The 23,713-nt window shown below is 59.9% G+C and carries 21 protein-coding genes and 3 rRNA genes; 17 read left to right on the top strand and 7 right to left on the bottom strand.

Going from position 1 to position 23,713, the window contains the following annotated elements:
• Positions 1 to 30: 30 nt before the first annotated feature.
• The 6 genes from QYR03_RS08455 (at position 31) to dnaB (ending at position 5,800) form a co-directional block, all read left to right on the top strand.
• Entirely contained in the window at positions 31 to 1,479 is a 1,449-nt protein-coding gene (locus QYR03_RS08455) for a glycosyltransferase family 87 protein (RefSeq protein ID WP_259849526.1), read from the top strand.
• A gap of 200 nt (positions 1,480 to 1,679) precedes the next feature.
• Positions 1,680 to 2,075, top strand: coding sequence for a hypothetical protein (locus QYR03_RS08460; protein ID WP_301712635.1), 396 nt, complete (start codon positions 1,680 to 1,682; stop codon positions 2,073 to 2,075).
• Between the two features lie 154 nt (positions 2,076 to 2,229).
• On the top strand, positions 2,230 to 2,520 hold the full coding sequence (gene rpsF / locus QYR03_RS08465) for a 30S ribosomal protein S6 (RefSeq protein WP_259849460.1): 291 nt from the start codon (positions 2,230 to 2,232) through the stop codon (positions 2,518 to 2,520).
• Positions 2,521 to 2,665: 145 nt separating this feature from the next.
• Positions 2,666 to 3,241 (top strand): single-stranded DNA-binding protein, encoded by a 576-nt coding sequence (locus QYR03_RS08470; protein ID WP_301712634.1) that lies wholly within the window; start codon positions 2,666 to 2,668, stop codon positions 3,239 to 3,241.
• A 48-nt stretch (positions 3,242 to 3,289) separates the two neighbouring features.
• The gene (gene rplI, locus QYR03_RS08475) at positions 3,290 to 3,742 is read left to right on the top strand and encodes a 50S ribosomal protein L9 (protein WP_301712633.1); all 453 of its coding nucleotides are present in this window, start codon (positions 3,290 to 3,292) and stop codon (positions 3,740 to 3,742) included.
• 555 nt (positions 3,743 to 4,297) lie between these two features.
• Positions 4,298 to 5,800 (top strand): replicative DNA helicase, encoded by a 1,503-nt coding sequence (gene dnaB / locus QYR03_RS08480; RefSeq protein WP_259849529.1) that lies wholly within the window; start codon positions 4,298 to 4,300, stop codon positions 5,798 to 5,800.
• Positions 5,801 to 5,824: 24 nt separating this feature from the next.
• Here dnaB and QYR03_RS08485 read toward each other — a convergent pair whose 3' ends face one another.
• The 4 genes from QYR03_RS08485 to QYR03_RS08500 form a co-directional block, all read right to left on the bottom strand.
• Positions 5,825 to 7,159 (bottom strand): MFS transporter, encoded by a 1,335-nt coding sequence (locus QYR03_RS08485; protein ID WP_259849466.1) that lies wholly within the window; start codon positions 7,157 to 7,159, stop codon positions 5,825 to 5,827.
• Between the two features lie 53 nt (positions 7,160 to 7,212).
• Positions 7,213 to 9,429 carry a cation-translocating P-type ATPase gene (locus QYR03_RS08490; RefSeq protein WP_301712752.1) on the bottom strand — a complete coding sequence of 739 codons (2,217 nt, stop codon included), beginning with the start codon at positions 9,427 to 9,429 and terminating at the stop codon, positions 7,213 to 7,215.
• A 234-nt stretch (positions 9,430 to 9,663) separates the two neighbouring features.
• On the bottom strand, positions 9,664 to 9,876 hold the full coding sequence (locus tag QYR03_RS08495; RefSeq protein WP_301712751.1) for a heavy-metal-associated domain-containing protein: 213 nt from the start codon (positions 9,874 to 9,876) through the stop codon (positions 9,664 to 9,666).
• 15 nt (positions 9,877 to 9,891) lie between these two features.
• Positions 9,892 to 10,095, bottom strand: coding sequence for a transporter (locus QYR03_RS08500; protein ID WP_259849468.1), 204 nt, complete (start codon positions 10,093 to 10,095; stop codon positions 9,892 to 9,894).
• A gap of 136 nt (positions 10,096 to 10,231) precedes the next feature.
• On the opposite strand from QYR03_RS08500, the gene trxA reads away from it, so the two are divergent.
• Together trxA and QYR03_RS08510 are read left to right on the top strand one after the other, a co-directional pair.
• Positions 10,232 to 10,609 carry a thioredoxin gene (gene trxA, locus QYR03_RS08505; protein WP_301712632.1) on the top strand — a complete coding sequence of 126 codons (378 nt, stop codon included), beginning with the start codon at positions 10,232 to 10,234 and terminating at the stop codon, positions 10,607 to 10,609.
• Positions 10,610 to 10,785: 176 nt separating this feature from the next.
• Complete coding sequence (locus QYR03_RS08510; RefSeq protein ID WP_259849472.1) at positions 10,786 to 11,613, top strand: PspA/IM30 family protein; 828 nt, start codon at positions 10,786 to 10,788, stop codon at positions 11,611 to 11,613.
• A gap of 16 nt (positions 11,614 to 11,629) precedes the next feature.
• On the opposite strand, the gene QYR03_RS08515 is transcribed toward QYR03_RS08510, so the two are convergent.
• Complete coding sequence (locus QYR03_RS08515) at positions 11,630 to 12,865, bottom strand: NYN domain-containing protein (protein WP_301712631.1); 1,236 nt, start codon at positions 12,863 to 12,865, stop codon at positions 11,630 to 11,632.
• A gap of 209 nt (positions 12,866 to 13,074) precedes the next feature.
• Between QYR03_RS08515 and QYR03_RS08520 the strand changes: the two genes are divergently transcribed.
• From QYR03_RS08520 to QYR03_RS08530, 3 genes are read left to right on the top strand one after another with little or no spacing between them, the layout of a single operon-like run.
• Positions 13,075 to 13,449 (top strand): GntR family transcriptional regulator, encoded by a 375-nt coding sequence (locus QYR03_RS08520; protein ID WP_259849477.1) that lies wholly within the window; start codon positions 13,075 to 13,077, stop codon positions 13,447 to 13,449.
• Positions 13,446 to 14,204 carry an ATP-binding cassette domain-containing protein gene (locus QYR03_RS08525; RefSeq protein WP_301712630.1) on the top strand — a complete coding sequence of 253 codons (759 nt, stop codon included), beginning with the start codon at positions 13,446 to 13,448 and terminating at the stop codon, positions 14,202 to 14,204. Before QYR03_RS08520 ends, QYR03_RS08525 begins: the two co-directional genes overlap by 4 nt.
• Positions 14,205 to 15,215, top strand: a complete 1,011-nt coding sequence (locus QYR03_RS08530; RefSeq protein WP_301712629.1) for a hypothetical protein — start codon at positions 14,205 to 14,207, stop codon at positions 15,213 to 15,215.
• Here QYR03_RS08530 and QYR03_RS08535 read toward each other — a convergent pair.
• Positions 15,184 to 15,756, bottom strand: coding sequence for a hypothetical protein (locus tag QYR03_RS08535; RefSeq protein ID WP_301978547.1), 573 nt, complete (start codon positions 15,754 to 15,756; stop codon positions 15,184 to 15,186). The genes QYR03_RS08530 and QYR03_RS08535 overlap by 32 nt on opposite strands.
• Positions 15,757 to 15,804: 48 nt before the next feature.
• On the opposite strand from QYR03_RS08535, the gene QYR03_RS08540 reads away from it, so the two are divergent.
• The 3 genes from QYR03_RS08540 (at position 15,805) to rrf (ending at position 21,110) form a co-directional block, all read left to right on the top strand.
• Positions 15,805 to 17,321 (top strand): 16S ribosomal RNA (locus QYR03_RS08540).
• Between the two features lie 408 nt (positions 17,322 to 17,729).
• Positions 17,730 to 20,805: ribosomal RNA gene (locus QYR03_RS08545) — 23S ribosomal RNA — on the top strand.
• A 187-nt stretch (positions 20,806 to 20,992) separates the two neighbouring features.
• A 5S ribosomal RNA gene (rrf, locus tag QYR03_RS08550) occupies positions 20,993 to 21,110 on the top strand.
• Together the 16S, 23S and 5S rRNA genes form the textbook arrangement of a ribosomal RNA operon.
• Positions 21,111 to 21,186: 76 nt before the next feature.
• On the opposite strand, the gene QYR03_RS08555 is transcribed toward rrf, so the two are convergent.
• Positions 21,187 to 22,221, bottom strand: coding sequence for a pseudouridine synthase (locus tag QYR03_RS08555; RefSeq protein ID WP_301713480.1), 1,035 nt, complete (start codon positions 22,219 to 22,221; stop codon positions 21,187 to 21,189).
• Here QYR03_RS08555 and QYR03_RS08560 point away from each other — a divergent pair.
• The 3 genes from QYR03_RS08560 (at position 22,157) to QYR03_RS08570 (ending at position 23,710) form a co-directional block, all read left to right on the top strand.
• Positions 22,157 to 22,303: a hypothetical protein gene (locus QYR03_RS08560; protein ID WP_301713461.1), complete on the top strand. Its 147-nt coding sequence runs from the start codon at positions 22,157 to 22,159 to the stop codon at positions 22,301 to 22,303. The two genes, QYR03_RS08555 and QYR03_RS08560, sit on opposite strands and share 65 nt — an antisense overlap.
• Before the next feature lie 99 nt (positions 22,304 to 22,402).
• Entirely contained in the window at positions 22,403 to 23,305 is a 903-nt protein-coding gene (locus QYR03_RS08565; protein ID WP_301713462.1) for a universal stress protein, read from the top strand.
• Positions 23,306 to 23,440: 135 nt separating this feature from the next.
• Positions 23,441 to 23,710 (top strand): GlsB/YeaQ/YmgE family stress response membrane protein, encoded by a 270-nt coding sequence (locus QYR03_RS08570; protein WP_259851668.1) that lies wholly within the window; start codon positions 23,441 to 23,443, stop codon positions 23,708 to 23,710.
• The last annotated feature ends 3 nt before the right edge of the window (positions 23,711 to 23,713 follow it).

The following is a 23,713-nucleotide window of genomic DNA, read 5'->3' on the forward strand; positions in this document are numbered from 1 at the left end:
GGAAAGACAGAGCCGGCCGCCGCCGGGACCATGCGGTTCCTCGGCGGCGCCATGGGCCGTTTCGCGCAAATCGGTCGCGGCCGCTGGTGGACGCCCCTGCGCACCATCATCGATGTCGCGTGGACCTTCCTCGCTCTCGGCGCACTGTCGAAGTCGAACTGCGCGCGGGGCAAGCTTGTCGACGGCGCCATGCAGCTCAACTGGGACGGCAACCGCCAATACACCTCGTTCTGCTACAACGACATCGTCCCGCTCTACGGCGGGCGCGGGCTCGACCAGCCAGGCTTTGTCTACGACTATTCGTGGGCGGAGGGCGACCTCACCCGGTACATGGAGTACCCAGTCCTGGGCGGCCTGTTCCAGGGCCTGATGGGGTGGATTGCCAGGACGACGTATCCGGTCGTCGATAAGCTGCTCCCTGATTCCGGCTGGTACTTCTACCTGACCGCTTTTGTGATGGCCCTGATCTGGGTGGCCACTGCGCGCATGGTCGCGGAATTGGCCGGCAACCGAATCTGGGACACGATTCTCGTGGTTGCCTCTCCCCTGCTGATCATGCACGCGTTCACGAACTGGGACATTCCGTCGATCGCGTTCGCTGTCGGCGCGATGCTGGCCGCGCGCAACAAGCGTTTCTGGCTCGCCGGCGTGCTCATCGGTGCTGGCACCGCATTCAAGATGTGGCCCGTTTTCCTGCTGGGCGCCTACCTAGTCGTATTCCTGCGCCGCCGCGACATGATGCCGTGGGTGAAGTTGGCCGTCGGTGCCGCCGGCACGTGGTTGGCGGTCAACGTGCCGCTGATGCTGCGCAACTACGATTCTTGGCACGAATTCCAGCGCCTGAACACGGAGCGCGGTTGGGAATGGACCACGATCTACGCGGTGATCTCCCGCATCACAGGCTGGACCGGGTTCGACGCGGGCGAGGGTGCCCCGGTGATCCTGAATACTGTGACCCTCGTGCTCTTTCTGCTCGGATGCTTGTTCGTTTTGGTTGCGGGCCTCAAAGCGCCGGAGGAGCCGCGCATCGCCGAACTCGTGGTGCTGATTGTCGGCTTCTTCCTGCTGTTCAACAAGGTGTGGAGCCCCCAGTACTCACTGTGGTTCATCGTGCCGGCAGTGCTCGCTCTCCCCTACTGGCGCTTGCTGCTGACGTGGATGACCGTGGACATGATGGTGTGGCCTATCTTGATGTGGCACATGCTGGGCACCGACAATCTCGGCCTGCCCGACGGGGCGCTCAACATAATCGTGCTCGCGCGCGATGCGTTCATCGTGGCGATCATGGTGCTCGTAGTCCAGCAGATGTACGGCCGCCGCCGCGACAAGGTCCGCGAAGCCCACTTCGGCTGCGACCCGCTCATGACCACCCCGGACGATTGGGAGGAGGCGAAACGCACATGGGAACCGCGACAGTCCTCGGCATCTGCTCCATCGTGCTCGCGTTCTTACTCTTCACCGCCTGCTACTGGACAGTAGTGAACAAAAAGCCCGCCGCGCTGTCGGTCGGGCTGGGTTTGGCGGCGTTCATCTTCATGACTTTCGTGCCGGTCTTTCTAGCCGTCTTCGTTGTCGCGCCGAATTCGGGCCAGTAGTCCGCCGCAGCCGAGATTCACGGCGTGCGCTGGAGAATTATTTTCTACCTAGAATATTTTCCAGGCATCCGTACGGTGGGAACCGTGAGCAAGAACAAACTAACGACGTTGATCGCTGTACCTGCTCTCTCCTTCTCCGTTGTCGCTTGCAGCGATAGTGGCGAAGACGCCGCGCCAGAAGCCATCACCGAAGAAGTCACGGCGACCCCCACCACGCCGACCGCTTCTGACGATGATGGCCAGAGTGAACAGGATGACGACCAGGACGTTCTGCCTGCCGAGGTGACCGGCTACACCGCCGAGGCTGAAGCCGAGAAGTCCGAGGAAGGCGTCTCTGACTCCGACGTCGAGGGCGCCCTCGCTGCGGCCAGGAATAACGAAGCCGGCGTTGAGATCGAGTGGGATGACGGCTACTGGGAAATTGAATTCGGGGACATCGAAATCGACATTGATCCCGAAGGTCTGGTCCGCGACGATTAGCTGGATGTCGGGGCGCGGAAGGCGTCGATAAGCGATTTCTCCCTGCTCGTGGCCTGCGGTACGCTTGACGGGTTGCTTGACGTAAGCGACCCTCCTGCCATCGCCACAAGGGCGGTGGCCGAAACCAAACAGACCATAGGAGGTGATGAGGTCCGTGCGTCACTACGAAGTAATGATCATTCTTGACCCGAGTCAGGATGAGCGCACTGTTGCCCCGTCCCTGGACAAGTACCTTGAGATTGTCCGCAAGGATAACGGCACGGTGGAGAACGTTGATGTGTGGGGCAAGCGCCGTCTTGCGTACCCCATCGACAAGAAGGAAGAGGGCGTCTACGCAGTAGTCACCCTGGATTGCGCGTCCGAGACCGTGCAGGAGCTCGACCGCCGTCTGAACCTGAACGACTCTGTCATTCGAACCAAGGTTCTGCGCACCGACAACAAGTAAGCGCTGAACTTAAAGAACGGCGCGCCAGGGAGTGAAACCCCAGCGCAAGGGCTGTGTTCAGTGCGGGCTATACACTGGCTTGCACAACGACAAATCAACGTCGAATCAGCACTCTGTTCACAAGGTCAAAAGGTAAGGACGAAAAATGGCACAAGGCGATACCCCCATCACTGTCGTAGGCAACCTGGTTGCCGACCCGGAACTGCGTTTCACGCCCACAGGGCTCGCGGTGGCGAATTTCCGCATCGCGTCCACCCCGCGCGTGTACAACCGTGACTCCGGTCAGTGGGAAGACGGCGAAGCTTTGTTCCTGACCTGCAACGTGTGGCGTGAGGCTGCGGAAAACGTTGCGGAGTCGCTGACCAAGGGCATGCGCGTCATTGTCAATGGCCGCCTGAAGCAGCGCTCCTACCAGAACCGTGAAGGTGAAAACCGCACGGTGTTCGAGGTTGAGGCCGACGAGGTCGGTCCGTCCCTGAAGTACGCTACAGCCAGCGTGAACCGGAATTCCCGCGACGGAAACTCCGGCCGCTCCGGCGGCGGCTTCGGTGGCAACCAGGGCGGCCAGTCCACCGGTGGATTCGGTGGCGGCAACCAGGGCAACCAGGGTGGTCAGTCTGGCCAGAACAACCAGCAAAACAACCAGCCCGCGAACGACCCGTGGAACTCTGCTCCTCCCGCCGGAGGTTTCGGCGGCATGGACGACGAGCCCCCGTTCTAAAGCACATCGACAAAACACCATCAACTTTCAGAAGGAAAGGTAAGGATTATGAAGCTGATCCTCACCGCTGCCGTTGAGAACCTTGGTGAACCCGGCGACATTGTCGAGGTCAAGGACGGCTACGGACGTAACCTTCTGCTTCCGCGCGGCCTGGCCATCGTGGCCACCCGCGGCGCAGAGAAGCAGATTGAGGACATCAAGCGCACCCAGCAGGAACGCGAAGTGCGCGATCTGGACCACGCTAAGGAACTGCGTGACCAGCTCGACCAGCTGCAGGGCGTCACCGTGAAGGTGCGCACCGCCAACAACGGCAAGATCTTCGGTTCGGTCAAGCCGGCCGACATCGCCGACGCCGTTCTGGCAGCAGGCGGCCCGAACCTGGACAAGCGCCGCATCAACGTGCCGAAGGGTCTCGTGACCAGCACCGGCGGTTACCAGGTCAAGGTCCGACTCCACGATGACGTGGAGGGCAAGGTGAACTTCGAGGTCGTGAACGCTTAACAGCAGCGCTTCCACGGCGATCGCTTCAGCGATCCAACGACAACAGCTTTGAGCGTGGGTCCCACTTGTGAGGAGTGGGGCCCACGCTCTTTTTGTGTGCGGTGAAGAACCAGAAATAAGTGGGCCGTTGGGTATGACGCGCTGAGCTGGGGTTGCGCACAGCTCCTGTGGATAACTCGGTGCAAAACTAGCAGTTCACAGGGCGAAAGCAGATGATTCGAGACAGTTTGTTCACTTATTAGATGTCATTTTGGACTTGTCAAACCCACTGGTTGTGGATTTATTCACCGAATGTGCGGCCTGTCTCGAATGAATAATAAAGAGCTCAGCTGGGATAATCGTGAATTCTGGGGATAGCAGAGCGAGTTGTCCACAAGTTATCCACAGATGAGGTGGTGGGGGTGTGGAAAAAATCATGGGCAATGTGGAACTTATTCACATGCCCCTGTGGATAACTGCGATTTCAAGGCATTGCAGGGCCTGCTCGACGGCAGTGTGGGTGAAAGCGGCGGGTAACATTTCGAAGGAGTCGACAACGTGAAGGAGCGCGAGAATATGGCATCGGGGACAGCGGGCGGAAGCTCGCCGCAGGACGGGGGATACAACGGGGATAGCTTCGCCGACGAGGCGGTGCCTCTGCCCCCGGAACCAAGTGACGGACCGGAGGAATACCGTGGTGGGTCGTCCCGCTACCGGGGCCGCAAGGGATTCACCCAAGACCGCTCTGACCTGTCCGAGTACCGTCAGCCCCCGCACGACAGGAAGGCGGAGCAGGGCGTTCTCGGCGCTATGCTTCTTAGTCCGACGACAGTGATCGACGTGATCGAGCTGCTGCGCGTCGAGGATTTCTATTTTCCGGCCCACCAGCTGATCTACCAGGCTATCCTCGACCTCTACTCGCAGGGGTCTGAGGTGGATGTGCTCATCGTCAGTGGCCGTCTCGACCGTCTGAACCAGCTGGAACGGGCGGGTGGGGCACCGTACCTGCACACGCTGATCTCCGAGGTGCCCACCTCGGCAAACGCCCGCTACTACGCGGATATCGTGGCGGAGAAGTCTACGCTGCGGCAGCTGGTGGATGCCGGTACCCGTGTGGCGCAGCTGGGTTACGACGGTGCGGAGGGCATGGAGATCGAGTCGCTGGTCGACCGGGCCCAGCAGGAAGTGTTCGCGGTCGCACAGCAGAAGACAGGGGAGGACTACCGCGCGCTGGCTGACCTGCTCAAGCCCACCGTGGACGAGTTGGCGGCCTACGAGAAGGACGGCGGCCTCGCGGCCGGAGTGCCCACCGGCTTCATCGACCTGGACCGCCTGACTAACGGTCTTCACGCCGGACAGATGATCATCATCGCCGCCCGCCCTGGTGTGGGCAAGTCGACACTGGCCATGGATTTCGTGCGCTCGTGCTCCATCCACAACGGTCTGACCTCCGTGATTTTCTCGCTAGAGATGAGCGCCTCCGAGATCGTCATGCGTCTTTTGTCCGCCGAGACGGAGATCAAGCTGTCGGCGATGCGCTCGGGCCAGATGGAGGAATCCGACTGGGAAAAGCTCACCCACCGCCTCCGCGAGATCCAGGCGGCACCGATCTTCATTGATGATTCCCCGAACCTGACCATGATGGAGATCCGGTCCAAGGCCCGTCGCCTAAAGCAGCAGCACGGCCTCGACCTCGTGGTGCTCGACTACATGCAGCTGATGAGCTCCGGCCGCAAGGTCGAATCCCGTCAGCAGGAGGTCTCGGAATTCTCCCGGCAGCTCAAGCTGTTGGCCAAGGAGCTCGAAGTCCCCGTCATCGCTATCTCGCAGCTCAACCGTGGCCCGGAAGCCCGCACTGACAAACGCCCTCAGCTGGCGGATCTCCGTGAGTCCGGTTCGCTGGAGCAAGACGCGGATATCGTGATGCTGCTGTACCGGCCGGACTCCCAAGACCGCGACAACGAGCGCGCTGGCGAGGCCGACATCATTATCGCGAAGCACCGCGGCGGTCCGATCGACACGATCGCCGTGGCGCACCAGCTGCACTACTCCCGATTCGTGAACATGGCGCGCGGCTGATCGGGAGAATGTGGCATCGAGAAGCTAGCTCAGTGCCTTTCCGAGCTGCTCCGGCAAAGTGAACGCCGCGACACAAGCCAGGGCGAAAGCAGCGGCGAAAATCCCGAAGACTGCCCCGGGGCCGCCGAAGGCGAGCACCGGCGGGACGATGAGCGGGGCGATGATCGAACCGATGCGCCCGAAAGCGGCGCCCGCCCCGGTACCGGTGGCGCGGATGGAGGTGGGGTAGAGCTCCGGCCCGATGGCGTACAAGGCACCCCAGGCACCGAGATTGAAGAAAGAGAGCAGGCACCCGGTAGCGATGATCTGCCACGGTGCAGCCGCGAAGCCGTAGAGGATTGCGGCCAACGCGGAACCGGCCAAAAATGCCGAGAGGGTCTTGCGGCGGCCCCAGACCTCGATCAGCCACCCGGCGGCGGAGTAGCCGGGCAGCTGCGCGATGGTGATGATGAGCGTGAACGTGAACGATTTCACGAGCGTGAATCCTTGGTCCACCAGCAGCGACGGGATCCAGATGAAGGCGCCGTAATAGGACAGGGAGACCCCGAACCAGACAGCCCAGAATGCGGCGGTGCGGCGGCGCATCTCCTGCCCCCAGATTCCACCGTGCGCGGAGGACTCGGCAACGTCAGTTTCCGGGGCAGGGGAGCGGTCCACATTTTCCAGATTGGCGGCAGCCTCGAAGGAACGCACGATCTCCTCCGCCTCTTCGTGGCGCCCGACGGATTCCAGGAAGCGCACGGATTCAGGCAGTCCGAGCCGCACGTAGATCGCGTAGAGTGCGGGGACCGTGCCCAGGGCGAAGCCCCAGCGCCACCCGTTCTCGCCCTGGGACACCACGAATGTGCCGATCACAGCGGCCAGGATCCAACCCACCGCCCAGAAGGCCTCGAGCAGAACGACCATCCGGCCGCGCACCTTACGCGGAGAGAACTCGCTGATCAGCGTTGACGCGACGGGAAGCTCAGCACCCAGGCCGAGCCCGACGAGGAAACGGAAGATCATGAGCGCGCCCACGGACCATGCCAGCGCGGAAGCGCCGGTGGCGAGACCGTAGAGCAGGAGGGTCGCGGCGAAGACTTGCCGGCGCCCGATTTTGTCGGCGAGTAGACCGCCGAGCGAAGCGCCGATCGCCATTCCGATGAAGCCGATCGACGCAATCCAGGAGGTGGTGGTCTTATCTAGCTCCCAATGCACTTTCAGCGCGGCGATGATGAACGACACCAGTCCGACATCCATCGCGTCGAGTGCCCAGCCGATTCCGGAGCCGAGGAGCAGGCGCTTGTGCTTGCCCGTCACGGGGAGCCGTTCGAGCCGTTCATTTCGGGAAAGTGTGTTTTGGCTGGCAGTCGTGCTCATGCGCTGAAAGCATAGCCAGATGCAATCGGTGAACAGAAGCCTTAAAGGGAAATCTATTCACCGTGGAGCGCACGGAACCGGTTGAGTCGCAGCGAGTTAGAGACCACGAAGACCGAGGAGAATGCCATCGCGATCCCCGCGAGCATCGGGTTGAGCAGACCGGTCGCGGCGACGGGAACGAGAATCACATTATAGGCGAATGCCCAGAACAGATTCCCCTTGATCGTGCGCAGCGTCGCCCGGGAGAGCCGGATCGCGTCCGCCGCGGAGCGGAGATCGTCGCCCATCAGGGTGATGTCGGCGGCCTCGATGGCGACATCGGTGCCCGAGCCCATCGCCAAGCCGAGGTCGGCGGTGGCCAGGGCAGCCGCGTCGTTGACACCGTCGCCGACCATCGCGACGACCTTGCCTTCCTCGCGGAGCTTTTCGACGACGCCCACCTTCTCCTCCGGCATCACCGACGCCGTCACTTTGTCAGCGTCGATCCCCACAGCCCTCGCCGCCGCGCGGGCGGCACCGGGGTTGTCGCCGGTGAGCAGATACGGCGTCAACCCCAGTTCCCGCAGGTCGGCAATGGCCTGCGCCGAAGTGTCCTTCGCGGTGTCGCGCACTGCGATCACACCGGCAGGCTCGCCGTTGACGGTGACGGTCACCGCGGTCGCGCCGCTCTCCTCGAGCGCCCGGGCTTGATCCCCGGTGCCGCGGCCGACAGTGACGGTGGCGCCATCCACGACGGCGCGCACTCCCTTTCCCGTAGTACTGGAGAAGTCGGACGCCGACGCAGGACGGAGCGCCCGCTCGCCGGCGGCGGCGGTAATCGCCCGGGCAATGGGGTGCTCGGAGCCGGCCTCCACTGCGGCAGCCAGCGACAGCACCTCGTCGGTGCTGAACGGGTCAGCAGGCTCAACAGCATCGACGGACATTTCCCCGGTCGTCACCGTGCCGGTCTTATCCAGAACGATCGTGTCTACGCGCCGGGTCGATTCGAGGATCTCCGGCCCCTTGATCAACAGGCCCATCTGCGCGCCGCGGCCGGTACCAACCAGAATGGCTGTGGGGGTGGCTAGCCCGAGCGCACACGGGCACGCGATGATCAGCACCGCCACCGCCGCCGAGAACGCCTCCGGAACTGGGTTGCCCAGTGCGAGGTGGACAATGAGGGTGACCACAGCGATTGCGATGACGGCCGGCACGAAGACGCGGGAGATGCGGTCGACGAGCTTTTCCACCGGGGCCTGCCCGGCCTGCGCTTGGCGCACGAGCTCACTCATGCGGGACAGCGTGGTCTCCCCACCGACCCGGGTGGCCTCTACGACGAGACGACCGGTCTGGTTGACTGTGGCACCGGTGACTGTCGAGCCCTCCGACACCTCCACCGGAACAGATTCACCGGTGAGCATGGAGTTGTCCACTGCAGAGGCGCCGGCGACCACGCGGCCGTCGGTGGCGATCTTCTCTCCCGGGCGGACCACGAAGCGGTCACCCACGGCCACTTGAGAGACCGGTACGCGCACTTCCTGGCCATCCCGGATCACAGCTGCGTCCTTGGCACCCATCGTGGCCAAATTGCGCAGCGCTTCCGATGACCTTCCCTTCGCTTTGGTTTCAAACCAGCGTCCCAGCAGCAGGAACGTGATCACAACAGCAACAGTCTCAAGGTAGATCTCATCTGCGCTACCACCATGACCGGCAGGGGAGAAGGGGTGCATCTTCATCGTCATGCCGGGTTCGCCGGCAGTGCCCAGGAAGAGCGCCCACACCGACCACAAATAGGCGGCCGTGGTGCCCAAAGTGATCAGGGTGTCCATGGTCACCGCTCCATGGCGGAGGTTCGTCCAGGTGGCGCGGTGGAAAGGCGCACCCGCCACGACGTAGACGAGCGTGGTCAGGGTGAACACCGCCCACTGCCAGTAGGTGAACTGTAGAGCGGGGATCATTGATATCAGCATGATCGGGACGGCGAGAATGGCGGACCAGATCACGGTGCGCTTGAGTTTCTCTGCTTCGTTCTCGCGTGCGAGCTCAATGCTGTCGATACCGCTCACGCCGTCGGTTCGCCCAGCGTCATCGCTTTCTGCCGGCCCTGCGGCGGACATGGCGAAGGCATCGTAGCCGGCATCGCGGATCACCTGGACGAGTGAAGCGCGGTCGGTCTTCTTCGGGTCGAAATCAACGGAAGCGGTCTCGGTGGAGAAGTTGACACTGGCATCCACCCCGTCGACCTTGTTCAGCTTGCGCTGCACCCGCGACGAGCAGGAGGTGCAGGTCATCCCCGTCACCCCCAAGTCAAGGTGTTCGAGCTGCTTCGAAGCCGTCGCCGGCAGCGGGGTGCTCACTGGGAACTCATCCTTCCTCTGCGTTGTCGCCAATGCGCCGTTTTTTCAGTGTCCACTAACCAGAACACGGAAAAGGGCCCAGAGATTCCCGGAATTGGGAACCACTGGGCCCGTGATGTCGCGATATGAAAACGCCGGTTCTTGCTCTCGGCGTTTACCCTGACAGCCTTACACCAGCGTGTAGCCGGCCTCCTTAACAGCGGCGGCGATCTGATCGCGCGAAAAGCCATCACCGGTGACAGTCACGGCACCGGTCGTGTGGTCGGCAGTTACGCCGGTCACGCCTGGGACCTCGCTAATTTCCTCCTTCACACTGGCTTCGCAGTGTGCGCAGGTCATGCCGTCGACGGTGTATTCGGTGACGTTGGATTCGTCTGCCATGGTGCTCACTACTCCTTATTCGTCGATAAGCGAAAAGCCCGCATACTCCACAGCGAGCGAGATCTGGTCGTCGGTGAAGTTCTCTCCGCGCACGCGAAGGATGCCTTCCTCGACTTCAACCTTGACACCTTGGGTGCCCAGGACTTGGCCCACCTCATCCTTCAAGCGTGCCACGGATGTCTCGTCCGTCGGGCCTTCGAACCGGTAGTTCTTAGTCACGTGATCTCCTTAAAACTACTGCTCACACCCCAAAGGGAATGCAGGCGGCGTTGATAGGGTTGAACCAACACAGACCCCAGGAACACGGGGAATGCCCTAAGTATGAGAATACTAAAGCAGTCATAGGAGATGAAGCATGAGTACCGTCAATGTAACTGAGGACACGTTCACCCAGACGATTGAGAATAACGACATCGTCATCGTCGACGCATGGGCGGACTGGTGCGGGCCCTGCAAGGCGTTCGCTCCGACATTCGAGAAAGCTTCTGAAAAGCACGACGACATCGTCTTTGCCAAGCTGGACACGGAGGCGAACGAGGGGCTGGCAGCTGCTCTGCAGATCCAGACGATTCCCACTCTGTTCGTCTTCCGCGAGGGCATTGCACTCGGCCAGACTTCCGGAGCGATGCCGCCGGCTGACCTTGAGGAGTTCATCCAGGCGATCCGCGATGTGGACATGGAGGAAGTGCACCGCGATATCGCGGCGCAGAACGCGCAGGAGAGTGAGGCTTAAAGCGCAGCTTATCGACGTTGATTCCGCCCCCGGTCACCCTTTTTGTGGAGTGCCCGGGGGCGTTTTGCCGGCTGAATCCTCCTCGGTTCATGTCCTGACAGTGGCACGGGAAGGCACGTAGACTCGGGAAACGAAAAATCTCGATGAACCACTACGGAAGTGAAGGATCCGCACTCATGGCTAACCCGTTCAGCAAGGGCTGGAAGTATCTCATGCAGTCGTTCGACTCCAAGATCGACGAGAACGCCGATCCGAAGGTCCAAATTGAGCAGGCAGCAGCTGCTGCGAAGGAGCAGCACAACGCGATCACTCGCCAGGCCGCAGAGATCATCGGGTCGAAGAAGCAGCTTGAGCTCAAGATCAACCGTCAACGCGAGAAGCAGGCGGAGCTGCAGGACAAGACAAAGACCGCGCTGCAGATGGCGGACAAGGCCACCGCTGAGGGGGACACCGCGAAGGCGTCCCAGTTCAACACCACCGCTGAAACCCTCGCTGCGCAACTGGTCACGGTGGAGCAAGAACTGCAGGACTTGTCAACGCAGTACTCCGCCGCCGAGCAAGCCGCCGCGCAGGCCGAGCAGCAGCAGAAGCAATCGGAGGCGCGCCTGCAGGAGCAGATGAACGAGGTCAACCGTCTGCGCGCACAGGTGGACCAGGCGAAAATGCAGGAGCACACCGCCCAGACAATGGACACCATCGGTCAGTTTCGCGAGGACGATTCGGTGCCCACGCTCGACGGTGTCCGCGAGAAGATCGAGCGCCGCTATGCCACTGCCCTTGGCCAGCAGGAGCTCGCCGAATCCGGTGTGGACGGAGTGATGGCGGAGATCGAGTCCGGCCAAACCGACGTGGCCGCCAGCTCGAAGCTCGCCGAGATCCGTGCCTCACTCGACGCAGAGAAGGCGGGCGAGCTCACCGCCGGCACGAACGACACCCGCGCCACCGACGGCGAGCCCTCCGAGGAGAGCCTCGATCGTTTCGACGGGGAGTCGCCGCGCGCTTGATCCTTAACCCGAATCTTTAGCTCTGCGTCCGGCGGATGTTGATCAGTACTCCGCGGATGCCGGAGTGGAAACCGTCGCGGAGGTTGACGCGCTGGTGCTCACTCAGCGTGTACTCGTGCAGCGTCTCGCAGGCGAACTGCAACAGCGGGCGGTCGATCTCAGGTGGGAGACCGCCACCGGAGAGCATGTGCGCTTTGTCGCGCTGTTCGGAGGAGGCAGCGTTGTCGTACCACCAGGTCGCGTACTGCTGGCCCACATCGAACGGCGTCTGGAATCCGGACGAGGTCCACACCTCTTCCGGCAGCGGCACGTAGCGCGAACGGAGCTTGCGGCGCGGTGCCATCATCGACGGCTTCGGCATTGTCCGCGGAGTAGCGGCAGCGACCTGCGCCGGCGACGGCGGGCCAGGGTGCTTCGTGGCGGACGGCTCCGCGGTCTCGGATTCGGAGGGTTCCTCCGCCTCGATGCCCGCGAGGTCATCTGCCTCGGGGGCCTGGTCGCCGCCGGCAGTCTCCACGCACTCGGTGGGCGAAGCGCTGCCCGGAGTCCCGCTCCCTGCGGCATCTTCGCTGCTTTCGGCATCCGCGGCGCTGTCCGCGGATAGCGGGTTCCCGCCGTCGGGTCGGGGCACGCCGCACATGCCCTCGGCCTCCTCGAAGCCCCCGTCGTCCATCGGGCGCTCCCGGATGGTCGGGGGCAGGGGGCCTTCGAGGACCTGCAGTTGCATGGCCTCCGCGAAGTCCTCGCGGGGGTCGAGGATCGTCGTGGTGTCGCAGGCGTGGCGCAGGGCGGAGGACATGGAGTCCCACCCGAAGCCGTAAAGATGCACGCGAATGCCCGCGTTCGTGGCTTCCTCGACACCGGGAATCATGTCAGCATCGCCGCTGACCAGGACGAAATCGGTGCACTGGCCGCGCATCGCGTTGACCACGATGTCGGCGACAAGACGGGTGTCCACGCCTTTCTGCGTGCGGCGCTCACCCCACTCGATGAGCTGGCCGGTGCGGAGTTGCACCCCGTCGCAGGTGCGGAGGGCGCGCTGGTAGCGGTGCGGACCCGAATCAGGAATGCCGTCGTACCAGAACTGCCGGTGGATCGGCTGATTGAGTTGCTGGATGATCATGCCTGAAAGGTCGTTCACCACCTCAGGCAGGTCGATTTCTAGTTGCGACCGCGCTCCTGTCTCCCACGAGTTGTAAAAGCTCGCGAGCAGGTATGACGTGTCGACGAAGACAAGTGTGCGTTCAAGCATGGCTCCTAAATCCGTATCTATTCATATAGCTAAGACGTTTTGTCGTCCCCCCAGTCTGCCTGTTTTGCTTCAGTCTCGCTGCAGCTCTCCGTTGAACAGCAATAATCCGCAGGAGGGGGATAGGTTCTGTGCAGTTCAACGTAGAGCGTTGCCGAAAACTTCCGACGGTTATACGGTTAGTTACATAACTAACTAACCGGAGGTGAAAGGTGGGCAATGACACAGAACCGCTGTTCCTTCAGATCGCACGCCTAATTCAGGACCAGATCATGGACGGCGAACTCGAGCCTGGCGAGCGGGCCCCGTCCATGAACGAGCTCGCCGCATTTCACAGCATCAATCCGGCCACAGCGCGCAAAGGGCTGACATTGCTCGTGGAAACAGGAGTCTTAGAAAAACGCCGCGGTATCGGAATGTTCGTCACGGAAGGGGCACGGGAACGCATCGTCGGCAAGCGCCGCGAGGATTTCGCGGGCAACTACATCGCACCGCTTATCGACGAAGCCTTGCGCCTGGGTTATGCCCGCGCTGATCTCCACGACCTCATCGACCGCGTCGCAGAAAGCAGAGGAATGTACCAATGACAATTCATGTATCGGGCTTGGCCCATAGCTTCGGCAAAAAAGATGTACTGCAGGGTGTCGACCTGGACTTCGGCCCAGGCATTCACGGTCTGCTCGGCCGCAACGGCGTGGGCAAGTCCACCCTTCTGCAGATCATCGGTGGCCAGCTCAAACCTGACTCAGGCACCGTCGAGGTCTTCGGGCAGCGCCCCTTCGACAACGCACGCGTCATGGACAACACGTGCCTGACCGGCGTCGATACCGCATATCCGGACTCCTGGTCAGGCAAAGATGTGATCAAGGGAGCCAGCCTTCGTTACCGCTCGTGGGACCGTGCGCTCGCTGATGAGCTCATCGCGGATTTCGTCTTGGGGGATGCCCTGGCAACCCGCTATGGCCGACTATCCCGCGGTCAGCGCGCCATGGTCTCCATCATCATCGGTCTGGCGTCGAGCACGGAGGTTTTGCTACTCGACGAACCCTATGTCGGCCTAGACACCCACAACACGGGGGTGTTCTACCGCCGCCTTCTTGAGCAGGCGGATACAGGACGCACGATCGTGATGGCCACGCACCACATCGACGACGCGGCAAAAGTGCTGGATGATGCGGTGATTCTGGGGAGGGGCGGGGTCGTCGTCAAGCGATGCGTCCCTGAAGACGCCGATGAATTCGCTGTCGCGGGCCCGGAACTCGTGCCGATCAGTGACGCCCCGCGTCATTCCCGCGCTGCCACGTTCGACGACCTGATCGAGCATTATTTGGAGGTGTCCTAGATGAACACAAGTCTGCTCGGATATTTCCGCCATCAATTTGTCGCGGCGCCGCTGACACGTTTGATCTGGATGATCCCGATACTTGCGATGCTTGCATTCGGGGTGCTTTATGTCACCCGTGATTCGCCTATGGCTGTCATCTTTGGCCCGATGATGCTGACGGTATTCATGATCGGTGCGCTGTCGTTGGAGGACACCGCCTACACGGCATACGGGATGCCAAAGTCCCGGACCATGAAGCTCACTGCCATGGCCGTCGTTCCCGCAGTGGTGCTCAGTGCGGCCATCGCGCTACTCGCGCGCCCGGACTGGGTCGGCATCACCGGTGCACTCGTGGCGCTGGTGTCAGGCGTGCTCTTCGGCGGGAAATTCATAACCGGCGATGCAGTGGTGAGTGACCAAAAGGCAGGTTCGCACATTGGCCGTGGCAGCTTCGAATTCGAATTGATCTTCAAACCGCAGCTGCTGTGGGCTCTCGGTGTGGCCATTGCGCATTGCATATTTCTGTACCTGTCAAACTTCGTCGGCAACCACACTTTCCGCCAGCTTTTCGGCGGTTTCCCGATCATTGTCTGGTACTCCGCGTACTGCATGCCGGGGCTCGGTATACCCGGTGCGGCAACCGGCGCGGGCTACGGCGTGCCGCGCTGGCGGTGGCTGGCGCGGTCATGGGTGTCAGCAGTGGGTTCGGTGGCGGCGTATATCGCCGTGGCGGGCCTAGCATCGCCGTCTGAATTTTCCTGGGCTGCAACGATCACCGTCGGTATCGGTGGTCTCGCCAGTGCCGTTATCGGTTCCGCAGTGAAAATCTGGCGCACTGAACTGGGGATTCTTCCCGGCTACATGATGTTCTTCATCGCTAATGGGGCATCGGATGCACAAAGCTTCCACGACGCTAGCGTCATTTTCGCGCTGGTGGTAGCTGGAATCATCGCGCTTGTCGGCACTGTCATTCAGGCCCGGTATCTCATGGGTCTGATCAACCCGAAACACACAAATCAAAAGGCTTGAAAAGCTGTAATAACCTGCTGGTTTGTGTTGTTGGTTGGGTGTGTGTAGCTTTATGTGAGTCAGCGTGACCGACAACGCCCCGCCGGACGGTGGTTCTGGTGAGATGGCGGTAGGAAAACGAGCGCTGGTGGATCCTTTCATTTGCTTTGCATGGCAGGCGGTTTTGTTTGTTGTGTGGGTGTGTGTAGGGTCGGTTAAGCCGCTTTGAACGGGCCTTGTTTTTGGGGTGTGTTTGGGTGTGCGTGTGTTGTGTGAGAACTCGATAGTGTGCCAATGATTTTTGTTTGGTTGGTTTGTGTGGCTGATGCGCCTTTTTTGGTGTGTGCTGGTCGGATGATGCCTGAACCATTGATGGGGTGTTGTTCGTCTGGTTGGTTGCATGACTGATTGGATTTTTGTTGTTGTCTTTTCTCCTCGTCGGAGGGGCAGCAATGGTTGATGAACCTTTTTTGGGTTTGTTTTTGTAATTTTTGGATTGCCAGGCCGCATGCTGTGTTGGTGTGTGGTGTGGTTTGTTTTGGTTGGGTTTTGGGCTTTTCACGGCTCAGTAATCTTTTACTGATTGATGCTCGCTTTTTTGGTGGGTGTTTTTGTGGAGAGTTTGATCCTGGCTCAGGATGAACGCTGGCGGCGTGCTTAACACATGCAAGTCGAACGGAAAGGCCCTTGCTTGCAGGGGTACTCGAGTGGCGAACGGGTGAGTAACACGTGGGTGATCTGCCCTGCACTTCGGGATAAGCCTGGGAAACTGGGTCTAATACCGGATAGGACCATCGTTTAGTGTCGGTGGTGGAAAGTTTTTTCGGTGTGGGATGAGCTCGCGGCCTATCAGCTTGTTGGTGGGGTAATGGCCTACCAAGGCGTCGACGGGTAGCCGGCCTGAGAGGGTGTACGGCCACATTGGGACTGAGATACGGCCCAGACTCCTACGGGAGGCAGCAGTGGGGAATATTGCACAATGGGCGCAAGCCTGATGCAGCGACGCCGCGTGGGGGATGACGGCCTTCGGGTTGTAAACTCCTTTCGTCAGGGACGAAGCGAAAGTGACGGTACCTGGATAAGAAGCACCGGCTAACTACGTGCCAGCAGCCGCGGTAATACGTAGGGTGCGAGCGTTGTCCGGAATTACTGGGCGTAAAGAGCTCGTAGGTGGTTTGTCGCGTCGTTTGTGGAATACCGCAGCTTAACTGCGGGGTTGCAGGCGATACGGGCATAACTTGAGTGCTGTAGGGGAGACTGGAATTCCTGGTGTAGCGGTGGAATGCGCAGATATCAGGAGGAACACCGATGGCGAAGGCAGGTCTCTGGGCAGTAACTGACGCTGAGGAGCGAAAGCATGGGTAGCGAACAGGATTAGATACCCTGGTAGTCCATGCCGTAAACGGTGGGCGCTAGGTGTGAGTCCCTTCCACGGGGTTCGTGCCGTAGCTAACGCATTAAGCGCCCCGCCTGGGGAGTACGGCCGCAAGGCTAAAACTCAAAGGAATTGACGGGGGCCCGCACAAGCGGCGGAGCATGTGGATTAATTCGATGCAACGCGAAGAACCTTACCTGGGCTTGACATACACCGGATCGCTGCAGAGATGTAGTTTCCCTTGTGGCTGGTGTACAGGTGGTGCATGGTTGTCGTCAGCTCGTGTCGTGAGATGTTGGGTTAAGTCCCGCAACGAGCGCAACCCTTGTCTTATGTTGCCAGCATTTGGTTGGGGACTCATGAGAGACTGCCGGGGTTAACTCGGAGGAAGGTGGGGATGACGTCAAATCATCATGCCCCTTATGTCCAGGGCTTCACACATGCTACAATGGTCGGTACAACGCGCAGCGACACTGTGAGGTGGAGCTAATCGCTGAAAGCCGGTCTTAGTTCGGATTGGGGTCTGCAACTCGACCCCATGAAGTCGGAGTCGCTAGTAATCGCAGATCAGCAACGCTGCGGTGAATACGTTCCCGGGCCTTGTACACACCGCCCGTCACGTCATGAAAGTTGGTAACACCCGAAGCCAGTGGCCCAAACGTGTTAGGGAGCTGTCGAAGGTGGGATTGGCGATTGGGACGAAGTCGTAACAAGGTAGCCGTACCGGAAGGTGCGGCTGGATCACCTCCTTTCTAAGGAGCTTTTTGTGTGGTTTACAGTTGTAGGCCCATTTTTTGTTGGTTGAGTGCCCGTGTGTGGTGCTGCTGACGTTTTTTTGATAAATCCAGGTGGATGCACACCGCGCGCGTGGATGCGTGTGTGGGGTGTGTTGGTTGCATGAACCTGTTGTGGCTGAGCAAAAAATGGTGATTGTTGGTGCACTGTTGGGTGTCTGGGGCAGCACATGGTGCCCGCACTGTATGCGTTTGTGTGTGGTGTGGGTGGTTGTTCCTGGTTGGCTCACTGGTTGCTGGCTGGTCGTTGTGGCTGGTTGGTGGTGGTGGGTGTGGTGTGTGAGAACTGTATAGTGGACGCGAGCATCTTGTTTTTTTGTTTGTGTGTGTTTTTTGATTGTTTGTGTGTTGGGTTATTCGTGTGTGTGTTTGTTGTTCAAGGGCGCATGGTGGATGCCTTGGCATGCTGAGCCGATGAAGGACGTGTGAGACTGCGTTAAGCCTCGGGGAGTTGTCAACAAAGCGTTGATCCGAGGGTGTCCGAATGGGGAAACCTGGCCGTGGTTATGTGCGGTTACCTGTTAGTGAATGCATAGCTGGCAGGGGGTGACGCCGGGAAGTGAAACATCTCAGTACCGGCAGGAGAGGAAAATAATAATGATTCTGCTAGTAGCGGCGAGCGAACGTGGATGAGGCTAAACCGTGTGCGTGTGATACCTGGCAGGGGTTGCGTGTGCGGTGTTGTGGGGTGTAGCTGGTCGTGTTCTGCCAGATACGTCCATGTGGTGTGTGTGTAAGCGGAAGTGGTCTGGGATGGCCCACCGGAGTAGGTGAGAGTCCTGTACGTGAATGTGCATGTGCCTGTGGTGGCTATGTTTGCCCCGAGTAGCAGCGGGCTCGTGGAATCTGCTGTGAATCAGCCGGGACCACCCGGTAAGCCTAAATACTCAGTGTGACCGATAGTGGATTTAGTACCGTGAGGGAATGGTGAAAAGTACCCCGGGAGGGGAGTGAAATAGTTCCTGAAACTGTGTGCCTACAATCCGTCAGAGCACCTCAAAGTGTGTGATGGCGTGCCTTTTGAAGAATGAGCCTGCGAGTCAGCGGCATGTCGCGAGGTTAACCCGTGTGGGGTAGTCGTAGCGAAAGCGAATGCTAATTGTGTGTTTTTAGTGGCATGTCCTGGACCCGAAGCGGGGTGATCTACCCATGGCCAGTGTGAAGCAGCTGTAAGAGGTTGTGGAGGCGCGAACCCACGTAGGTTGAAAACTGCGGGGATGAGCTGTGGGTAGGGGTGAAAGGCCAATCAAACTCCGTGATAGCTGGTTCTCCCCGAAATGCATTTAGGTGCAGCGTCGCGTAGGTGTGCCGGAGGTAGAGCTACTGGTTGGTTGAGCGGGACTATCATCTTAGCAATGTCAGCCAAACTCCGAATGCCGGTGACATGTGTGCGCGGCAGTGAGACTGTGGGGGATAAGCTTCATAGTCGAGAGGGAAACAGCCCAGATCGCCGGTTAAGGCCCCTAAGGGTGTACTAAGTGGAAAAGGATGTGTAATCGCGAAGACAGCCAGGAGGTTGGCTTAGAAGCAGCCACCCTTGAAAGAGTGCGTAATAGCTCACTGGTCGAGTGGTTGCGCGCCGACAATTCAGTGGGGCTCAAGTACACCGCCGAAGCCGCGGCAGTATTTTTGTACTGGGTAGGGGAGCGTCGTATGTGGGGTGAAGCACGATCGTAAGGGCGTGTGGACTGCATGCGAGTGAGAATGCAGGCATGAGTAACGAATGATACGTGAGAATCGTATCCGCCGAATGACTAAGGGTTCCTGGGTCAAGTTCGTCTTCCCAGGGTGAGTCGGGTCCTAAGGCGAGGCCGACAGGCGTAGTCGATGGTCAACGGGTTGATATTCCCGTACCCGTATACATGCGCCCAATGATGAACCGGTGATACTAACCACCCTGACCATCTGCCAAGGTGATCTTTGATCATCAGGTGGGTGTGATGCGTGGGGCCTGATCTGTAGTAGTCAAGTGATGGGGTGACACAGATTGGTAGCTACGCCACTTAGTGGATTGTGGTGCAAGCGTGCGGCACGGCACCTAGTTAAATGCGGGTGCCATGTGTGCGAGGCGTGATGCGTAACCCGAATTGGGTGATGGTAGTGATCCTATGCTGTCGAGAAAAGCCTCTAGCGATGTATGTGTACGGCCCGTACCCGAAACCGACACAGGTAGTCAAGTAGAACATACTCAGGCGGTCGGGTGAACTGTGGTTAAGGAACTCGGCAAATTGCCCCCGTAACTTCGGGAGAAGGGGGGCCACAACCGGTGATCCACCCATGCGTTGGTGAGCTGGTTGGGGTCGCAGAAAAGAGAGGGAAGCGACTGTTTATCAAAAACACAGGTCCGTGCGAAGACGGTTAAGTTGATGTATACGGACTGACGCCTGCCCGGTGCTGGAAGGTTAAGAGGACCTGTTAGGACTTTGTGTTCGAAGCGGAGAATTTAAGCCCCAGTAAACGGCGGTGGTAACTATAACCATCCTAAGGTAGCGAAATTCCTTGTCGGGTAAGTTCCGACCTGCACGAATGGCGTAACGACTTCCCTGCTGTCTCAACCACAGGCCCGGTGAAATTGCACTACGAGTAAAGATGCTCGTTTCGCGCGGCAGGACGAAAAGACCCCGGGACCTTCACTATAGCTTGGTATTGGTGTTTACTGCGGTTTGTGTAGCATAGGTGGGAGACTGTGAAGCGCTCACGCTAGTGGGTGTGGAGTCGGCACGTGAAATACCACTCTGACCGTAGTGGATGTCTTAACCTTGGCCCATGATCTGGGTTGGGGACAGTGCCTGGTGGGTAGTTTAACTGGGGCGGTTGCCTCCCAAAGAGTAACGGAGGCGCCCAAAGGTTCCCTCAGCCTGGTTGGCAATCAGGTGTTTAGAGTGTAAGTGCACAAGGGAGCTTGACTGCGAGACTTACTAGTCGAGCAGGGACGAAAGTCGGGACTAGTGATCCGGCACCTACTTGTGGATGTGGTGTCGCTCAACGGATAAAAGGTACCCCGGGGATAACAGGCTGATCTTCCCCAAGAGTCCATATCGACGGGATGGTTTGGCACCTCGATGTCGGCTCGTCGCATCCTGGGGCTGGAGTAGGTCCCAAGGGTTGGGCTGTTCGCCCATTAAAGCGGCACGCGAGCTGGGTTCAGAACGTCGTGAGACAGTTCGGTCTCTATCCGCCGCGCGCGCAGAAACTTGAGAAAGGCTGTCCCCAGTACGAGAGGACCGGGACGGACGTACCTCTGGTGTGCCAGTTGTTCCGCCAGGAGCACCGCTGGTTGGCTACGTACGGAAGGGATAACCGCTGAAAGCATCTAAGCGGGAAGCCTGTTTCAAGATGAGGTTTCATAGGTTCCCTATAGACGATGGGGTTGATAGGCCAGATCTGGACGCACCGCAATGTGCGAAGGTGACTGGTACTAATACACCAACCAACAAACACCAATAGTTGAACCCACCACGACAAATAATCGTCGGGAACACAACAACAAACAACAACAACAAAAAATGCCGCGTCCACTATGCAGTATCTGACACACCACACACCACCGGTGTGTGTGGCCAACAACAGATAACTCAATACCCGCAACACCACCATGTTGCGACCATGACAGACACCCCAATAGGTGTGTCGGTGGTTGATAGCGGTGGGGAAACGCCCGGTCCCATTCCGAACCCGGAAGCTAAGCCCACCCGCGCTGATGGTACTGCACCCGGGAGGGTGTGGGAGAGTAAGTTACCGCCGACCAAAAACTCAACAACAAACCCCCGAGGCCCAGTTCAACAAACGAACCAACCCCCGGGGGTTTTCGCATTCGAGCGCGTTATGTGGGCAGCCCCGACCAGCCATCCGTCGTGAAGCTGCGGTGTGCTCCGCTCAATGGGTCCGTGAAGGAGAGCCCGGTTGAGGCGAGCTGCATCGGTCGCGAGTAGTCCTCGGCTTCGGCAGGCAACAGAACCGGGTAGACGGGGTCGTGGACAATGGGTGCGCCGGCGGCGAGCATTTGCACTCGGAGCTGATGCGTCCGTCCTGTTACCGGCTTGAGCACGTAGCGCGCGTAGCCCGGTCTATCTGTTAGAGGCGTGATTTCCGCGACATGCGTGCATGCGTTGGGTTCTTCGCCGGGGACAATGCGCGCGGCGAGGATCCCCTCTTTCTTCTCAATGTGGTGCTCCCAGACGAGTGGAGCCCGAAGCCCCACATCGGGTGCGACTGCTTCGTAGATCTTTTCTACCTGCCGACGGGCGAAGAGTTCCTGGTAGGCGCCCCTTAGTTCAGCCTTCTTAGTGAGCAGAATGAGACCGGAGGTCACCCGGTCGAGCCGGTGTGCCGGCGTGAGCTCTTCGTTGCCGGTGGCACGGCGCAGACGGACCGTGACATTTTCGGTGATGTGGGATGCCCGCGGCATGGTCGCTAAAAAAGGCGGCTTTTTCACCACCATGATGTTCGCGTCCTCGTAGACCGTCGAAACCTCGTAGGGCACTCGTTCCTCGGGTGCGGGACGGCGGTAGAAATACACGTCAGTGTCCGGGCCCAGGGTGTCGGCGGGGGTGAGCGGGGTGGCGTCGCTAAGCACTACCTCGTGGCGCTCGAACCTTTCGATCACGGCATTCTCGTCGTCTTCCGGGTGCCTGTGCCGCTGTGATGAGACGAGGTGCCAGATGAAGTCCTGTGCGGTGATGAATTCGCCGTCGGGGACACGGGCGCGTGTGGCCCCCAATCCATCCCGCGGGGGTAGGGGCGGTTGGCGCCGGCGTTTCCGAGATCGAGTCATATGTATTAATTTAGGACGCATGAACCTTGACGCAATTGTTACCCAGCTCACCGATTTCTTCAGCACCGGGATCGGTAAGTCGATCGCAGACGCTTTCTGGGCAATCTACACCGTGCTGTTCCCGGCGAATGCCGAGGCCGCCCGCCCGATCGATATCCCGCGTTAAGCTCTCCCAGACCCCGTGTAATCGGGGCTACAATGGAAGTGTCAGGTGACCACCACCTCTAGGCGCGTCACGTCGTAGGTTACGGAAAGGCACTTCCTCATGAGCCACCAAGACTTGGTCATTGTCGCTGTCGACGGCGGCGAGGCGTCGAACAACGCTGTCCGCTGGGCCGCCAATACGGCGCAGAAACGGGGCGTTCCGCTGCGCTTGGCGTCGTCGTACACGATGCCGCAATTCCTGTATGCCGAGGGCATGGTCCCGCCGCAGGAGCTTTTCGACGACCTCCAGAACGAGTGCCTGAAGACGATCGAGGCAGCGCGCGAAGTGGCGCAGGAAGTCGCCCCGGGCCTGGAGATCGGCCACACGGTTGCCGAGGGCTCGCCGATCGACATGCTCCTGGACCTGTCCAAGGACGCCACCATGATCGTGATGGGTTCGCGCGGCCTCGGCGGTCTGTCCGGCATGGTGCTGGGATCGGTCTCCGCTGCCGTTGTGGCTCACGCCGCGTGCCCGGTCGTTGTCGTCCGCGAGGACAACTCCGTTACTGACGAGACGAAGTACGGGCCGGTGGTAGTCGGTGTGGACGGTTCCGATGTCTCGGTCAAAGCGACAGAGGTCGCATTCGAGGAGGCTAAGGCCCGCGGTGCCGAACTGATAGCCGTGCACACCTACATGGAGAACCAGGTGCACGATCCTGTCGCCGGTGCGATCCTCGGTGACGAGCAGTGGAAGCAATTTGAGGAGGAGCGGCAGGCGAAGCTCGATGAGAAGCTCGCGCCGCTGGTGGAGAAGTTCCCGGACGTGAAGGTGACCAAGGTGGTCACCCGCGACCGTCCGGTCCGTGCTCTGGTGGAGCAGGCGGCGAACGCTCAGTTGCTGATCACCGGTTCCCACGGCCGCGGCGGCTTCAAGGGCATGCTGCTGGGCTCCACGTCCCGCGCTCTGTTGCAGGCGGCTCCGTGCCCGATGATGGTCGTCCGCCCGGAGCGCCTGCCGAAGTAGGCGAGATCATGAAAACGGCTCCCACGGTTAGATGAAATGTTATCTAGCCGTGGTCTGTTCGTTTTTCCGCGTGACACATTAATCAGGCATAATGGGTTGGGTAAAAAGAGTGAGTTTTAAAGAGAGGACTACAAAATGATTTCTTTGGGTGGCTTCCTTGGCTGGATCGTCCTCGGCGGCATCGCTGGTTGGATCGCGTCCATGATCATGAACCGCGACGCTTCTATGGGCATCTTCGCCAATATCGCTTGCGGTATCGTCGGTGGTCTCGTCGGTGGATGGGTACTAAGCCTCTTCTTCGACGACTTGGCGGGTAAGGGCCTGATCTTCAGCTTCCTTACCTGCATCCTCGGCGCAGTGATCGTTCTGTGGATCGTGAACATGATCACAGGCCGCCGCCGCTAAGCG

The sequence above is a fragment of the Corynebacterium sp. P4-C1 genome (assembly GCF_030503595.1).
Classification (GTDB): Bacteria; Actinomycetota; Actinomycetes; order Mycobacteriales; family Mycobacteriaceae; genus Corynebacterium.

Excerpts from the sequence above, each read along its gene's own strand:
- QYR03_RS08570 (WP_259851668.1), top strand. The coding sequence starts at position 23,441 with ATGATTTCTTTGGGTGGCTTCCTTGGCTGGATCGTCCTCGGCGGCATC.
- trxA (WP_301712632.1), top strand. The coding sequence starts at position 10,232 with ATGAGTACCGTCAATGTAACTGAGGACACGTTCACCCAGACGATTGAG.
- QYR03_RS08495 (WP_301712751.1), bottom strand. The coding sequence starts at position 9,876 with ATGGCAGACGAATCCAACGTCACCGAATACACCGTCGACGGCATGACC.
- dnaB (WP_259849529.1), top strand. The coding sequence starts at position 4,298 with ATGGCATCGGGGACAGCGGGCGGAAGCTCGCCGCAGGACGGGGGATAC.
- QYR03_RS08455 (WP_259849526.1), top strand. The coding sequence starts at position 31 with ATGCGGTTCCTCGGCGGCGCCATGGGCCGTTTCGCGCAAATCGGTCGC.
- QYR03_RS08485 (WP_259849466.1), bottom strand. The coding sequence starts at position 7,159 with ATGAGCACGACTGCCAGCCAAAACACACTTTCCCGAAATGAACGGCTC.
- QYR03_RS08490 (WP_301712752.1), bottom strand. The coding sequence starts at position 9,429 with ATGACCTGCACCTCCTGCTCGTCGCGGGTGCAGCGCAAGCTGAACAAG.
- QYR03_RS08515 (WP_301712631.1), bottom strand. The coding sequence starts at position 12,865 with ATGCTTGAACGCACACTTGTCTTCGTCGACACGTCATACCTGCTCGCG.
- QYR03_RS08470 (WP_301712634.1), top strand. The coding sequence starts at position 2,666 with ATGGCACAAGGCGATACCCCCATCACTGTCGTAGGCAACCTGGTTGCC.
- QYR03_RS08560 (WP_301713461.1), top strand. The coding sequence starts at position 22,157 with ATGAACCTTGACGCAATTGTTACCCAGCTCACCGATTTCTTCAGCACC.
- rplI (WP_301712633.1), top strand. The coding sequence starts at position 3,290 with ATGAAGCTGATCCTCACCGCTGCCGTTGAGAACCTTGGTGAACCCGGC.
- QYR03_RS08510 (WP_259849472.1), top strand. The coding sequence starts at position 10,786 with ATGGCTAACCCGTTCAGCAAGGGCTGGAAGTATCTCATGCAGTCGTTC.
- QYR03_RS08565 (WP_301713462.1), top strand. The coding sequence starts at position 22,403 with ATGAGCCACCAAGACTTGGTCATTGTCGCTGTCGACGGCGGCGAGGCG.
- QYR03_RS08525 (WP_301712630.1), top strand. The coding sequence starts at position 13,446 with ATGACAATTCATGTATCGGGCTTGGCCCATAGCTTCGGCAAAAAAGAT.
- QYR03_RS08530 (WP_301712629.1), top strand. The coding sequence starts at position 14,205 with ATGAACACAAGTCTGCTCGGATATTTCCGCCATCAATTTGTCGCGGCG.